This is a genomic window from Clostridium sp. JS66, assembly GCF_033561535.1.
GTDB classification, from domain to species: domain Bacteria; phylum Bacillota; class Clostridia; order Clostridiales; family Clostridiaceae; genus Clostridium_AM; species Clostridium_AM carboxidivorans.
In genome coordinates, this window is record NZ_CP131467.1 from 2,671,412 (window position 1) to 2,687,216 (window position 15,805).

A 15,805-nucleotide genomic window follows, 5' to 3' on the forward strand; every position below is an offset into this window, starting at 1 on the left:
TACAATTTATATTTAAAATATGCTGTAATTTGTATAATTATTTAATATATATATTATAACAAATATGAAGTATCAATTAAATTGTCAATTAAAATATAAATTTCTAAGTTTATATTTACATTTCCATAAAGCATATAAGTTGTGTGTTAGATGCTACTTTCTGAATTTTCATAAAAATATATATGATTGTTTCATAATGTTTAAAAAGTATTTCAAAATAGATGTTTAACAAAGATAATGCAGTTGATGTATATGTGAAAAAAAGTAAATTATATGTTGAAAAATGAATTATAACATTAAAAATAATGCAAAAAACAATTTTAATTAGTAACTTTATAAGATATAATGTAATAAATGTAGTATTTTGAAAGTAGATCAATGTTCATGTAGAATTGTTACAAAAAAGTCAAAGCAAATATAATTATGGAATTTATGTGTAGGGGGAATTTGAAAATTATGAGTAGACTTGGTTTAAAAGTTCTTAAGCTAGTGTCCATAGTAGTTGGAATTGTTGTATTAATATCTTTTATAAGCTATGGCATTATATTTAAGAATGTGGAGGTGAAGTTGAAGGATAGTGCTAAAGCATCTATTGTAGAATCAATTAATGCCGTTGATAAAGATAAAATAGAAAAAGTATTAAAAGATAACTCTAATAAATCTAAAGAGTATAAAGAAGTATTAAATTCAATGACAGTATTTAAAGCAAAAAAAGATATAAAAAACTTTTATATTTATATAAAGAAAGATGATAAAAATGTTCAATTTCTTTTTGATGCTTCACCAGAACCTGCTGAATATATGGAAAACTATGAAATGCAAAAGGAAATTTCTAGTGCTTTTGAGGGTAATATTGTTGTTAGTGATAAACCATATTCAGATAAGTGGGGAACATATGTATCAGCCTATGCACCAATAAAAAGTTCATCTGGACAAGTTATAGCTATTATTGGAGCTGACGAGGATATTTCAACTTTTCAAAATATTAAACAGTTATTTTTTAGGATAGCCATTTTAGAAATCATAGTTGCTATTATCATATCTTTATTATCAGTATGGTTATTTTCAAAGAAATTAAAGTATAATATTGGCATAATTCAAAACAAATTAGAAAATATGAGTAAAGGAAATTTACAAGGAAATATTGAGATAAAAACAAAGGATGAAATTGAAGAAATAGCAAATTTTTTAAATGATTTTAGATTAAAGGTTAATGATATGTTAATAAATATAAAAAATGATGTAAGTACTGCACAGGAAAGTTCAGATGGTTTATATAATACAGCTAAGGATATAGCATCAGTTTCAGAGCATGTTGCTTCAATTACGCAGGGAGTGTCGGAAAATTCCGTAAAACAAGCATCAGATATTTTTAACATAAAAGAAAACTTCAATGAATTTGGAAGAGTTATAGATAACACTGTAAAAATAGTAAATGAATTTGATACTATGGCAAATAATATTAAAGAAAAATCTAAGGAAAGCAGTAAGGATGTAAGTTTGTTAATAAATTCAATAAATGATTTAAATATTCATTTTAAAGCTGTTATAGAGAAAATTCACGGATTAGGTTCTAGTATTAACAAAATTAATGATATTACAAATTTAATAAATGATATATCAGATCAAACCAATTTACTTGCGTTAAATGCTAGCATAGAAGCAGCAAGAGCTGGGGAATCAGGCAAGGGATTTAGCGTTGTAGCAGAGGAAATTAGAGTACTTGCAGAACAATCGAAAATATCCTCTAAAAACATTAGTGAGCTTTTAAAAAATCTTTCAGAGCAAAGTAGTATGGTTGTAATTAATACTAAAAATGTAGATTTTCAATTTTCAAATCAAATTACAATTGTAAATGGTATTGCTAGTTCTTTTGGTGGAATAATTGGTGATATGGAAAAATTGCTGCCAGGAATAAATTTAGTCAATAACTCTATGCTTGAAGTAAATAGTAAGAAATCTATAATATTAAGTAATTTATCAGATTCATCTTCTGCTTCAGAAGAAATTTCAGCATCTTCAGAAGAGATAAGTTCTTTATCTGAGGAATTAAACGGCTCCACAGAAGAAGTTAGTAATGCTGCTGAAAAACTATTAGGTATGGTTAATGATGTAATGAATAACGTAAATAATTTTAAAACAGAAGGTAAAAGCTTAGATTAACAAAAAAATCCTACGGTTTAAAGAATCGTAGGATTTTTATTTTTCTCTATTTAATCTTCAGCAAGTAAGATTCTCATATGTATCCTCTCCATTTTCATGTTGTATTTCCTTTATCATATCTGAAATAGTCTGTAAATTCAAATCTGTTGAGGCAATTTCATCTGCACATCGTTTTAATTCTTCAGCAATCATTTTTTCATTGGGAATATTCTTCTTGTACTTTAACTGATGCTCTAAGCTTGCCCAACAATCCATTGCAATAGTACGTATTTGAATTTCACAGTAAACCATTTCAATTCGGTTTTCCAAATGTAATGGTACTTGCAAGATCATGTGGTAACTACGATAGCCATTAGGTTTAGGATTGCGAATATAATCCTTTTCCTTAATAACCTTAATATCCTGCTGATTTTTTAGCATATTTACAATCCAATAGATATCATCTAAAAATGGGCAAATGACGCGGATTCCAGCTGCATCATAAATTTCCTTTAAAGCACTATCCACTGTAACAGGTAAATTTTTTCGCTTTAATTTTTCTTTCATACTACTTGCTGATTTAATTCTAGCTTTACAGTGTTCAATAGGATCTTTACATTTTTGTGCTGCTTTATATTTTCGAATAATATCTAATCTAGAAAGGACCTCAATAATTGCTCCTTCTAATAGGATATAAGATTCTTTATAGAATTCATGCTCTGGTGACAGTGTTTCATATTTTATATCATAATTATGTTGTTGCATTAGGTATTCCTCCTTGCAGAAATAATTGTTTTTAGCTCTTACTATAAAATATACCATTGCAACCTTAAATATACTTTAAAAAAATCAAAAAAATTATAAAAAGGTATTGAAAGAATAATAATGCTTTGATATAATAAACACATAGCAAATCAAGTACAGTGTTTTAGAAAGATTCTGAAAAGGTTTGCGAATTATAAAAAATAAATATTAACATTTGCGTGTTACTGATTCGATCAGGCATGAGCAAAGGTTGTTTTAGATTATATTTATATCTATTTATACTAGTCGGATAGATATAATATAGTTTTAACTACCTTAGCTCATGCCTTTTGTGTTTTGTGGCACAATAAGAATAGTTAATTGATTAATCTAAATTATAAAATGAATACAATTAGCGTAAAAATAGAAAATGAAGGGGGACAATTATATGTCTAAAAAAGGTAGTATTTTTGGTAAGTTACAACAAATTGGTAAAGCGTTAATGCTTCCAGTTGCAATATTACCAGCTGCAGGTATCTTGCTTGCATTTGGTAACATGTTTCAAAATCCGGCTTTCTTAAGTCATGCAGCATTTTTAAATAATCACGCATTCCAAACTTTTGCTAAAGTTATGGAGCAATCAGGAGATATTATTTTTGGTAATCTTTCATTATTATTTGCAGTAGGTGTTGCAGTAGGACTTGCAGGTGGAGAAGGCGTTGCAGGACTAGCAGCAATCGTTGGTTTCTTAATAATGAACAAGACTTTAGGAATAGTAGCAGGAGTTAGTTCACAGTTAGCAAGTGGCAATAATCCAGCTTATGCATCAGTTTTAGGTATTCCATCATTACAAACAGGTGTATTTGGTGGTATTATAATTGGTATTGTAGCAGCGCAGCTTTATAAGAAATTCTACAATATAGAGTTGCCTTCATATTTAGGTTTCTTTGCAGGAAAAAGATTTGTTCCAATTGTAACAGCAGTAACATCTATATTTATAGGAATTATACTTGTATTTGTATGGCCACCAATCCAATATGGATTAAATACATTTTCACACAACATGATTGATGCAAATCCTACATTGGCGGCATTCGTATTTGGAGTTATTGAAAGATCATTAATACCATTTGGATTACACCACATATTTTATAATCCATTCTGGTATCAATTTGGAGAATATGCAAGTAAAGCAACTGGTCAAATTGTAAGAGGAGACCAAACAATATTTATGGCTCAATTAAAAGACTTCACTCAATTTGGTATGCTTAGCAACGGTGGTACACAATTTACATCAGGTACATTTATGGTAGGTAAATTCCCATTCATGATGTTTGGATTGCCAGCAGCAGCACTTGCAATGTATCATGAAGCAAAACCAGGAAAGAAGCTTATTGCAGGTGGTATACTTGCATCAGCAGCATTAACTTCATTCTTAACTGGTATAACAGAACCAATAGAATTCTCATTCTTATTCGTTGCACCAGCGTTATTTGCAATACACGCTGTATTTGCAGGTTTATCTTTCATGACAATGCAATTGCTAAATGTTAAGATAGGTATGACGTTCTCTGGAGGTTTAATAGATTACATGCTATTTGGAGTTATACCAAATAGAACAGCATGGTGGTTAGTAATACCAGTAGGTTTGGTTTTTGCAGTAATTTACTACTTTGGATTTAGATTTGCTATAAGAAAATGGGATCTTAAGACTCCAGGACGTGAAGATGATGATGAAGAAGAAGTAACAACAAGTGATGTTCAAAAGTCAGAATTGCCAGCAGCAATATTAAAAGCATTAGGCGGAAAAGAAAATATAACTAATTTAGATGCTTGTATAACTCGTTTAAGAGTAAGTGTTAGTGATATTAAAAATGTAGATAAGGCTGAACTTAAGAGATTAGGAGCAGCTGGCGTTATGGAAGTGGGAAATAACGTTCAGGCTATATTTGGAGGAAAATCTGACCAGTTAAAGACTCAAATTAAAGACATTATGGCTGGAAAGGTTCCTGTAGTTGAAAAAGATTCAGTTAAAAAAGAAGTGGCAGCAACAAACTCAGATGATAAAACTTTTGTAGCTCCACTAGATGGAAAGATATTACCTATAACAGAAGTTCCAGATGAAGTTTTTTCACAGAAAATGATGGGTGATGGATTTGCTATAGAACCAGCAAATGGTGAAGTTGTATCACCTGTAAATGGAGTAATAACAACTGTTTTTCCAACAAAACATGCTATTGGAATAACTGCAGCTAACGGAAATGAAATATTAATTCATTTTGGTATAGATACAGTGAATTTAAAAGGTGAAGGACTAGAAGCTTTAGTAGAGCAAGGAGCTGAAGTTAAAGCAGGTCAGCCTATATTAAAAGCAAACTTAGATTTAATAAAAGATAAAGTTCCAACACTAATTACTCCAATTGTTTTCACAAATTTAGCTGAAGGTCAAACAGTTTCAGTTAAAGCTGGAAGCCAAATAAAGCGTGGACAAAAGAATATAGTAACTATTAAATAGTGAGTTTAAAAAGCCAGTGTATATTAAACATATATACTGGCTTTTTTAGTTAAGATGTTAGTTTATAAAATATATAACTTGAATGGCATTATCAAAAAATGTTATAGTTATCATACACAAAACCAATAAAAAAGGAGTGTTACTATGAATCCAATAGAGAATATTTTAAAAGAATTTTCGCCAATTATTCTAGATGGTGCATTAGCTACAGAACTTGAAAATAGAGGATGCAACATAAATGATGCCCTCTGGTCGGCTAAAATACTTGCTGAAAATCCTAAAATGATAGAAAAAGTTCATTATGATTATTTTTGCGCTGGTGCGGATTGTGCTATTACTTCAAGCTATCAAGCTTCCATTGAAGGCTTTGTAAAAAAAGGTTTTTCAAAAGATGAAGCAAAATCACTTATAAAAAGATCTGTTACAATTGCTAAGAAAGCAAGAGATGATTTTTGGAAAGAACCGTCTAATAGAGTGAACAGACCCATTCCGTTAATTGCTGGTTCGGTAGGCCCTTATGGAGCTTATCTTGCTGATGGTTCTGAATACCGTGGTTACAGCAACATTAATCAGGAAAATTTGATTAATTTTCATAGACCAAGAATGGAGATTTTAGTAGGAGAAAAAGTGGATATACTTGCTTGTGAAACATTACCTAGTCTTTTAGAGGCAAAAGCTATTGTTAAATTACTTAAAGAATTTCCTGAAACTTATTGTTGGATAAGCTTTAGCTGCAAAAATGCTCTTGAAATAAGTGATGGAACTCCAATTTCTGAGTGTGCAAAATTCTTGGATAACTGTGAACAAGTTGCTGCAATTGGAGTAAATTGTACTGCTCCTCAGTATGTGCAATCCTTAATTGAAGAGATTAAAAAGAATTCTGATAAACCTGTGGTAGTTTATCCAAATTCAGGTGAAGAGTATGATGCTAACTCCAAAACATGGCATGGTAATTCATCTTGTGAATCCTATAGTTGCAATGCCAAAGGTTGGTTCGATAAGGGAGCTAGTCTTATTGGTGGCTGCTGCAGAACTACTCCAGAGGATATTAAAGCTATTGCTAAATGGGCTAGATAGTTATATGGAAGGATAAAATATCATAATAGAACTATCTAAAATAGAGGATAATTTAATTAGGGATTGGTTAGATATGCTAGCCAATCCCTTTTTACAAGTAAAATTATTTAATACAATCTAGAGCTTGTGAAATATCAGAAATTAAATCTTCTTTATCTTCAATTCCACAGCTGATACGGATTAATTCTGCTGGAACACCAGCTTCCTTTAATTGCTCATCATTCATCTGACGATGTGTACTTGTTGCAGGATTTAGACAGCAGGTACGAGCGTCTGCCACATGTGTTTCAATGGCTGCAAGCTTAAGATTTTTCATGAATATTTCAGCTGCTTCACGACCACCTTTTAAACCAAAGGAAACAACACCACAGGAGCCATTTGGAAGATATTTTTTTGCAACTTCATAGTATTTATCACTTGGTAGATCGCAGTAGTTAACATAAGCAACCTTTGGATGCTTTTGAAGAAATTCTGCAACAGCCTGACCGTTTTCGCAATGACGCGGCATGCGTACATGAAGGCTTTCTAGTCCTAGATTTAGGATGAATGCATTTTGTGGTGATTGAATAGAACCAAGATCACGCATTAGTTGAGCAGTACATTTGGTAATGAAAGCTCCTTCCTTGCCGAATTTTTCAGCATAGGTAATACCATGGTAGCTGTCATCTGGTGTACAAAGTCCTGGAAATTTGTCAGCATGAGCCATCCAATCAAAATTACCAGAATCCACAACGGCTCCACCTAGTGCAGCACCATGACCATCCATGTATTTTGTAGTGGAGTGGGTAACAATGTCAGCACCCCATTCAAAAGGACGGCAGTTAATAGGAGTTGGAAAAGTATTATCAACTATAAGTGGAACACCATGTGAGTGAGCAGCATTTGCAAATTTTTCGATATCCAATACAGTAAGAGCAGGATTAGCAATTGTTTCACCAAAAACTGCCTTTGTGTTAGGCTTGAAAGCAGCATTTAATTCTTCTTCTGTACAATCAGGAGAAACAAATGTAGCAGTAACACCCATTTTGGCCATAGTTATGGAAATTAGATTGAAAGTACCTCCGTAAATGCTGGAAGAAGCAACAATGTGATCTCCACAGTTACAGATATTAAAAAGAGCAAAGAAATTGGCAGCTTGACCTGAAGAAGTTAACATTGCAGCAGTACCGCCTTCCATATCGGCAATTTTGGCAGCTACATAGTCATTTGTTGGATTTTGAAGTCTGCTATAGAAATAGCCAGTGGCTTCAAGGTCAAACAATTTTCCCATATCTTCACTGGTATCATATTTAAAGGTTGTACTTTGAATAATAGGAACCTGACGAGGTTCTCCGTTGCCTGGTCTGTAACCGGCTTGTACACATTTTGTATTCATTTTATAATTTTTCATTTTATTACGTCCTTTCTGAAAATAATAATATAATTATTATAATTTTAATATTTTATCAATTCAAGAGGGAATTACCATAAAAATTAATAAAAATAATAAAAGATATGTTAGCAAATATAGGATGTGTATATTTAAAGTACGTTTTTTTGCAAAAATCCGAAAATTATCTATGTTAAATTCTCGTAAAACCATTTAATGCAATTTAATATTGTGTTACAATTTAGTATAATTATACATTTTATGCAAAAGGGGGATATATAAATATGATAAAAAAACTATTTAAGAAGAATTTAATACTTACAATGGTATTAACACTTCTATTAGCAATTAACAGCATTCAATTTCCAGCACTAGCAAGTAATAGTGGAGCAGTTACACAAATAACTATATTTCATACAAATGATATGCATGGACATTTATTAGACAGCTTTAATAGTGCAAAACCACCTGTACTTACTCAAATTGGTTCTGATTATACTGCAACTATAAAAAAGAGTGTGCCTAATTCATTACTTATAGATGCAGGCGATGCAACTCAAGGGGTGCCTTTTGCAACAGTAAGTAAAGGTGCTGACATAATTAAGCTTATGAATGCAGAAGGTTATGATGGTATGGTTCTTGGAAATCATGAATTTGACTATGGCAAGGATCAAGCACTCAGCAATGCAAAGCTGGCTTCATTTCCTGTAATTTCTGCAAATACCATGGATAATGGACAACCTTTTCTTTCAGGAGTAAATGGTAATAATGGAGAAGACTTTATAAAAACTGTTAATGGCGTTAAGGTAGGCTTTTTTGGTATTACCACCCAAGAAACTGTATATAAAACAAGCCCTGCTAGTATTCCTGGTATAACATTCGAAGATCCTATAAAGGTTTCAAAAGATGAAGTAAGTAAACTAAAATCAGAAGGTGCTTCAGTAATTGTAGGAATAATGCACTTGGGTAATGATTCATCAAGTTCTCCAATTAGTGAGGATATTGCTAAAGCTGTAGATGGTATAAATGTAATTATAGATGGTCACAGCCATACTGTGGAAAATAAATTGGTAAACAATACCCTTATTGCACAAACAGGATGCTATAATTCAAATGTTGGTAGGATAGATGTATCTATTGGAAGCGATGGTAAGGTTTCAGCAGCAGAAAATTTAATATCTGCAGCAGCAGCGACAACTGCTTATAGTCCAGATCAGACAGTAGCAGCACTTGCAAAACAAGCAAGTGATTCACAAAAAGCTATGTTTTCTCAAAAAGTTGGAAGAACCAATACTTCTTTTTGGTCTGGAACAGTAAATGGACAATCTATTTCAAGACTTGTGGAAACAAATTTGGGAGATTTAGTAGCAGATGCTATGGTAGATGGTGGCAAATCACAAATAAGTGGTACAGAATATGCTTCATTGCCTGTCGTTGCACTGGAAAATGGAGGAGGAGTACGTGATTCTATTCCAGCAGGTGATATAAATCAAGGACAAATTACAACAGTACTTCCTTTTGGAAATATACTTTCACTTAAAGAAGTAACACCAGCGTTACTATACCAAGTACTTGAAAATGGTGTTTCAAAGATAACAATAAAGGATACTTCAACAGGAGTTATAAGCGGTGCTGATGGACGTTTTCCTCAAATTTCAGGAATGAGATTTGAATATAATCCATTAAACCCAGTTTCAAATAGAATAACTAAAATTGTTTTGCTAAATTCTGATGGTTCTGATAAAAATGTGCTTGATAAAAATGATACAGCTACTAAGATAGTTTTAGTTTCTAATGATTATGAAGTTGGTGGTGGTGATGGTTATACAATGCTTGGATCACTTAAAAATATAGGTGAAGGAAATGCATTAGATGTTGTTACTGCCCAGTATATAACAAAGTTAACATCACAAAATGGAGGAGCTTTTTTATATCCTGATAATGAAGGGAGAATAAAAATTTCTTCTGATTTCAATTATAATCCATATACAGCAGCCATAACTATAAAAAATGGGCAAAATTTAGTTTCTGCCAATTCGTCAATAACTTATGCTATAGATAATGGTAATGCTGTACAAGCTGTTGTTGGTGACAATGGTGTGATTACAATATCTAATTTACCTTCTGGACCGCATAGTGTAAGTGTTCTATATAACAATTTAAAAGCAGATGTTTACATAAATAATGTTATCGGCTCCAATAAGGCAGCAGATGTAGTTGCAAGTTTGGTGGGAATAGATCCAGCTATATCAAAAGAAACTGATGATATGATTAGTGCATTGCCTTCAAATATCGTTATTCCTAATAATGATGCCATAGCTAAAGCCAGAGCTTCTTACGATAAATTAACCTTGGCACAGAAATCTTTGGTAGCTAACTACAGCAAGTTAACTAATGCGGAGGCTGTTATTACTAAGCTTACAACTAATGTCGCATTAGATAAAAAATGGACAGTAACTATGACACAAGGAATTGATTACTCTACATTAACAAATAGTAATGTAACTGTAATAAACAATGCAACAAAGAAAAATGTAGAAATAAACTTAATACCTGCTGTAAATGATAATAAGAGTTTTTTCATACAGCCTAAAAGTAAGTATAATGTTGGTACATCATATACAATATATATCAAAAATTTAAAAAGTACTTCAAATAAATTGATGAAGCAAGAAAGAATAATAAACTTCACAACAATTTCTCAGTAATCCAAAATTCAACAGTGGATAGTTTTACTTTTCTAAAACTTATTTACTGTTGAATTTTTGTTTATTGACATACATTCCTAAATAATGTAAGATTGTATTAATAATTCGATATTTATCAAAGTGTTAGGAGCAATTATGGATACAAAAGAGTTAGCAAGGATATTTAAAGCTCTTTCTAATGAAAATAGATTGGAATTATATTTTCAAATAGTAAGGAACGCTGAAAAAAGTTTTGATACAAATTGTGAATGCTTTATAAATGATGTTATCAGTAAATTAAATATAGGTGCACCTACTATTTCGCATCATTTAAAGGAATTAAGCAATGCAAATTTAATTTTTACAGAGAAAAAGGGTAAATTTTTAGTTGCAAGAGCAAATGAAGAATTGTTAAATGAAATTTGTAGTATATTAACAATTAAAAGAGATGAAAAAAAATAAATCTCTTTTATTTTTAAACAATACTTTGATAGTTGTCGAAATATAAAAGTAATTAGTAACTTTAAAATTATTTTAAGATTGTTTTTTAATATGATGAAGATAAATAAAAGCTTGTAGGAGGGTTGTAAAATGAACAAGAAAACAATTATTTTTTATTTTAGTCAATCAGGAAACTCTCTTTATGTAGCGAAAAAATTGGCTGAAATTATTGAAAATACAAAGCTAGTATCAATACCAGAAGCTATCTATAACAATCAATATAAATATTATAACTATGAAAGAGTTGGTTTTATAATACCTTTATATTTTATGAGTATGCCTAATATGGTAAAAAAATTTATTTCAAAGTTGGAAATTTCAAAGGATAGTTACATTTTTTCAATTGTAACAAGAGCTATTACCAAGGGAAGAATATTTCAGGATATTGATACATTACTGAATAAAAAGAATATTAAAATAAACTATGGGGAGTACATAACCTTTCCGGATAGTTATATCAAATGGGCTGAAGCTCCTAAGGAGAAAACTCTTCTTAAAGTATTTGAAAAAGCAGAAAAACATATATATTTAATTGTAAATAAGGTTCTAGATGAACAAGTTTATAGAGAAAGTGAAGGATTTGTTCTTAAATCAATCTCATCAGTTGTATATACTATTTGGAAGAGCAGATTAAAATCAATAAGCAAAAGTTTTAAGATAAACAATTTTTGTATAGGTTGTGGTATATGTGAAGAAACTTGTCCTGCTGGAAATATTAAATTGGAAAGCGGCATACCTATATGGTCAAATAAGTGTGAAGATTGTATGGCATGTGTGCAGCATTGCCCTAAAAAAGCAATTTATTTCAATTCAAGAACTATAAATAAAAAAAGATATATTAATCCTAATATAAAATTAGAAGAGTTACTTTCTAAAAAAAGGATAAAATAAATAATTATAGTTGAATATTCAATGATGAAAATTTAAAGGAGAGATTTTTTATGAAAAAGGTATATTTTAAGGCTGTAGATTCATATTTAAAAACACAAGATATAAATGAAGCAACAAAGGTGCTTTTGAATCGTTTGGTGGAGGACGAAAGTATTACACTGGAAAAGTATATACCACTAAAGGTTCATTTTGGTGAAAAAGGCAATAAGACATATATAGAATCCAAAAATTTTGAGGGCATATTAGAATATTTTAAGGAAAGAGAAATAGAAAGTGCTTATATGGAGACAAATGTTCTTTATAGAGGGGAGAGAACTACGTCAAAAAATCATATTAAGCTTGCTGGAGAACATGGATTCACTCAATTACCTATTGTAATTGCAGATGGTGATCATGGAGAAAATTATGAAGAGGTAGAGATAAATAAAAAGAATTTTAAAAAGTGTAAAATAGGTGCGGAAATTGCAAAACAAAAACAAGTTATGGTTATAAGTCACTTTAAAGGACATGCTTTAGCTGGTTTTGGAGGAGCAATTAAGCAGCTGGGAATGGGATGTGCTTCAAGAGGTGGAAAGCTTGCTCAACATGCTAATTCCATACCTAAAATAAGTTATTTCAAATGTAAAGGCTGTGGATCATGTGCTAAAAATTGTCCTGAAAAAGCAATTGTTATGGGATCAAAGGCTAAGATTAATAAAGATAAATGTGTTGGCTGTGCTGCCTGTATGACAACTTGTAATTTTGGAGCAGTTTCAAATAGTTGGCTGGCATCACTTTCAAAAAGTTTTAATGAAAGACTTGCTGAATATGCCTATGCAGCTTCAAAGGATAAGAATAACATTTACATAACTTTTGCCTTTAATATAACAAGAAATTGTGATTGTGATGGTCACAGTATGAAACCTGTGGCAAAGGATATAGGAGTATTTGCAGCTACAGATCCGGTTGCTATAGATCAGGCTTGTCTTGATGTACTTGACAAAGTTAACGGGAGACGTGTATTCAGAAGAGGCAAATATACTCTTGATTATGCAGAAAAGATAGGCTTGGGAAGCAGAAAATATGAACTTGTAGAAATATAACAAGATGATTTTTGTAAGCAGATGAAAATTTATTATCAAATATAAAGTGATAGAAAATAGCATTTAGTTATGTATATACTAGGTGCTTTTTTTATGTAGAAAAATTAGGATCTAAGAATATAAACAATAGAATAAAACATCTCATAATTAATTATGAAATATGACATACAGTTGTCATGTTACTTTTGTTATACTATAAAAAAGAAAGATCAAGAAGATCATTACATAGTGCAGATTTGAAATCAAATGCATTAAGAATCAATCATTGTAAATGTTAGTATAAAGGAGATAAGTAGCATGAAACATGAATGGAGAAAACATGAAAAAGAATTATATTTGCCAAAAGCAATTCCTGAGTTAGTTAAAATTCCAAAACAGAAGTTTTTTATGATAAAGGGTAAAGGAAACCCCAATGATGAAGATTTTTCTGAGAGAATAGGAGTGCTATATACTATGTCATATGCTGTTAGAATGATGCCTAAAAATGGATTTACACCAGAAGGATATTTTGAATATACAGTATATCCACTAGAAGGTTTGTGGAATTTGACAGAAGAAGGTAAAAAATCAGATACTTTAAATAAAGATGAGTTATTATATACTATTATGATCAGGCAGCCTGACTTTGTGGATGAAAATGTTGCACAAAAGGCATTAGCAATTGCCCGCAAGAAAAAACCTCATCCACTATTAGATGAAATTGTGTTTGATGAGTTAGAGGATGGCTTAAGTATTCAAATGCTGCACAAAGGTTCTTATGACAATGAGCCAGAAAACTTTGCAAAGATGAAAGAATTCATGGAGAATAGTGGCCTTCAAAGGAAATCAATGATTCATAGAGAAATTTACCTTAGTGATGCCAGAAAAGTTGAGAAAGACAAATTGAAGACAGTATTACGATATATGGTAAAATAAATTCAGGAGGAGGATATGATGGAACTGATAAAGGTTACAGAGGAAAATATAGAAGAAGAACATATTTGTTGTGCAATTTCAAACAATAAAGATTGCCAAGTTGCATCCAAAAAACAATGGTTGAAGAAACGTTTTAAAGAAGGCTTGGTATTCTTAAAGGGAAATGTCAGGGGAAAATGTTTTATAGAATATGTGCCAGCAGAAAATGCATGGTGTCCTATTGAAGCAAATGATTATATGTTTATTGATTGCTTGTGGGTATCAGGGAAATTTAAAGGACAAGGATATTCAAATGAACTTTTGAAGGCTTGTATTGCTGATAGTAAGAAAAAAGGAAAGTTAGGATTAGTAATATTGTCTGCTAAAAAGAAAATTCCCTATATTTCAGATCCTAAGTATTTAAAATATAAGGGATTTAAGCTAGCAGATACTTCAGAGCCTTTTTATGAATTATTCTATTTACCTTTTCATGAAAATACACCTAAACCTTGTTTTATGAAACATATAAAATCACCTTCAATTAAAGAGCAAGGTTTTGTTTTGTATTATTCAAACCAGTGTCCATTTACTGCAAAATATGTACCTATCATTGAAAAAATTGCTCATGAGAAAAAAATTGCCTTTAAGTCAATTAAAATTGAATCCACTGAAGAAGCAAAAATGGCACCAGCTCCTTTTGTTATATATAGTTTATTTTATAATGGTGAATTTGTGACAAATGAAATTCTCTCAGATAAGAAGTTTGAGAAAATAGTAAATGAAAAAATGCAATAGTTATTAGGTGTTTTTCATTTAAATAAGTCTAACCTATGATAGAATATAGGTATAGAGCAATGAGAAAATTATTGGAAAAGAATTTGATTTAACAGGAACTTGGATAGTTGGGGAAGTGATTACATGAAAATAGATAAAAATTCTTTAAAAAGAGTTCAAAGCCTTGTGGGTAATATAACACAAGAAAATTTAAAGTATGTAGATTTTTATACATCTCGGAATTTAAGTATGTTTATACCTAGTGTTGGATTTTGTGAATATGCTATCACACCTAATCACACCCATCCAGCTTATTCTTTTGTGTTATTCTTTTCTAAAGAAAAAAGTATAGTGCCATTAGAAATACAAGTGTTACCAAATCATTATTTAGTTGCAGCAATGTCACCAAAAATTAGTCATGAAGAAAAAGAAACAGATAATTTTACTAGATATATTGCTATTTTTATATCCAGCGAATTTTATGAAAAATATTATAGTATATATAGTGATAAAAGTCCTGAAAGGTACTTTTGGAAGCAATTTTTAATCAAACAGGATGTTATGGTTTATATAAAGAAATTCATGAGTGAGTATGAAAATAAACGACCAGGTTATGAAAGTATTCTGGAAAGTCTATCAACTATTATTACAAATGAACTAATAAGAAGTATTCTTGAAGTTCCTGCTTCATCAGATTTATTCATAGAAAAATTGGAAACAGAAAAAGCTATAGAATATATGCATCAGAATTTTGGCTGTAAATTGAAAGTTGAGTATTTGGCAAGGCTTGTAAATATGTCTGAATCTCATTTTATACGTACATTCAAAAAAGAAACTCAATTATCCCCAATTGAGTATTTAATTAGACTTAGACTTGATAAGGCAAAGAAGCTTATAAGGGCAAAATCAAACACTATTACAGAAATCGCGTTACAATGTGGATTTAATAGTTCCTCTCATTTTTCTTCCTGTTTTTTAAAGCAATATGGAATTACTCCAACAGAATATCAAAATTTATATTCAAAATAAGATGTTCTCAAAAATATTAAGGACATTTCTATTTTTTAGATGTCTAAAGAGCAAAATTATGAAATATGTTGATAATATTTTGAAAGAAATCCTCTTAAGT

Annotated in this window: 12 protein-coding genes; 10 read left to right on the forward strand and 2 right to left on the reverse strand. The window is 30.8% G+C overall.

The features are described 5' to 3' along the window. The first annotated feature begins 456 nt into the window (after positions 1 to 456). Complete coding sequence (locus Q6H37_RS12505; RefSeq protein WP_318742253.1) at positions 457 to 2,163, forward strand: methyl-accepting chemotaxis protein; 1,707 nt, start codon at positions 457 to 459, stop codon at positions 2,161 to 2,163. A gap of 57 nt (positions 2,164 to 2,220) precedes the next feature. Here the strand turns inward: Q6H37_RS12505 and Q6H37_RS12510 are convergent, their stop codons facing one another. Then, a complete protein-coding gene (locus Q6H37_RS12510; protein WP_048029969.1) occupies positions 2,221 to 2,907 on the reverse strand; it encodes a GTP pyrophosphokinase family protein in 687 nt (228 codons plus the stop codon). A gap of 427 nt (positions 2,908 to 3,334) precedes the next feature. Between Q6H37_RS12510 and ptsG the strand changes: the two genes are divergently transcribed. Together ptsG and mmuM are read left to right on the forward strand one after the other, a co-directional pair. After that, the gene (gene ptsG, locus Q6H37_RS12515; protein ID WP_318742254.1) at positions 3,335 to 5,401 is read left to right on the forward strand and encodes a glucose-specific PTS transporter subunit IIBC; all 2,067 of its coding nucleotides are present in this window, start codon (positions 3,335 to 3,337) and stop codon (positions 5,399 to 5,401) included. 144 nt (positions 5,402 to 5,545) lie between these two features. Further along, entirely contained in the window at positions 5,546 to 6,478 is a 933-nt protein-coding gene (mmuM, locus tag Q6H37_RS12520) for a homocysteine S-methyltransferase (protein WP_318742255.1), read from the forward strand. A 103-nt stretch (positions 6,479 to 6,581) separates the two neighbouring features. Here mmuM and Q6H37_RS12525 read toward each other — a convergent pair whose 3' ends face one another. Continuing rightward, the gene (locus tag Q6H37_RS12525) at positions 6,582 to 7,868 is read right to left on the reverse strand and encodes an O-acetylhomoserine aminocarboxypropyltransferase/cysteine synthase family protein (RefSeq protein WP_318742256.1); all 1,287 of its coding nucleotides are present in this window, start codon (positions 7,866 to 7,868) and stop codon (positions 6,582 to 6,584) included. Positions 7,869 to 8,131: 263 nt separating this feature from the next. On the opposite strand from Q6H37_RS12525, the gene Q6H37_RS12530 reads away from it, so the two are divergent. The 7 genes from Q6H37_RS12530 (at position 8,132) to Q6H37_RS12560 (ending at position 15,705) form a co-directional block, all read left to right on the forward strand. Then, the gene (locus tag Q6H37_RS12530; RefSeq protein ID WP_318742257.1) at positions 8,132 to 10,555 is read left to right on the forward strand and encodes a 5'-nucleotidase C-terminal domain-containing protein; all 2,424 of its coding nucleotides are present in this window, start codon (positions 8,132 to 8,134) and stop codon (positions 10,553 to 10,555) included. 135 nt (positions 10,556 to 10,690) lie between these two features. Beyond that, positions 10,691 to 10,996, forward strand: a complete 306-nt coding sequence (locus Q6H37_RS12535; RefSeq protein ID WP_318742258.1) for a metalloregulator ArsR/SmtB family transcription factor — start codon at positions 10,691 to 10,693, stop codon at positions 10,994 to 10,996. 129 nt (positions 10,997 to 11,125) lie between these two features. Beyond that, positions 11,126 to 11,926, forward strand: coding sequence for an EFR1 family ferrodoxin (locus tag Q6H37_RS12540; protein WP_318742259.1), 801 nt, complete (start codon positions 11,126 to 11,128; stop codon positions 11,924 to 11,926). Positions 11,927 to 11,976: 50 nt separating this feature from the next. Further along, a complete protein-coding gene (locus tag Q6H37_RS12545; RefSeq protein ID WP_007064145.1) occupies positions 11,977 to 13,008 on the forward strand; it encodes a DUF362 domain-containing protein in 1,032 nt (343 codons plus the stop codon). A gap of 297 nt (positions 13,009 to 13,305) precedes the next feature. Continuing rightward, positions 13,306 to 13,923: a GyrI-like domain-containing protein gene (locus Q6H37_RS12550; RefSeq protein ID WP_318742260.1), complete on the forward strand. Its 618-nt coding sequence runs from the start codon at positions 13,306 to 13,308 to the stop codon at positions 13,921 to 13,923. A gap of 18 nt (positions 13,924 to 13,941) precedes the next feature. Then, positions 13,942 to 14,697, forward strand: a complete 756-nt coding sequence (locus tag Q6H37_RS12555) for an N-acetyltransferase (RefSeq protein ID WP_318743007.1) — start codon at positions 13,942 to 13,944, stop codon at positions 14,695 to 14,697. A 123-nt stretch (positions 14,698 to 14,820) separates the two neighbouring features. Then, entirely contained in the window at positions 14,821 to 15,705 is an 885-nt protein-coding gene (locus tag Q6H37_RS12560; protein WP_318742261.1) for an AraC family transcriptional regulator, read from the forward strand. Positions 15,706 to 15,805 lie beyond the last annotated feature (100 nt).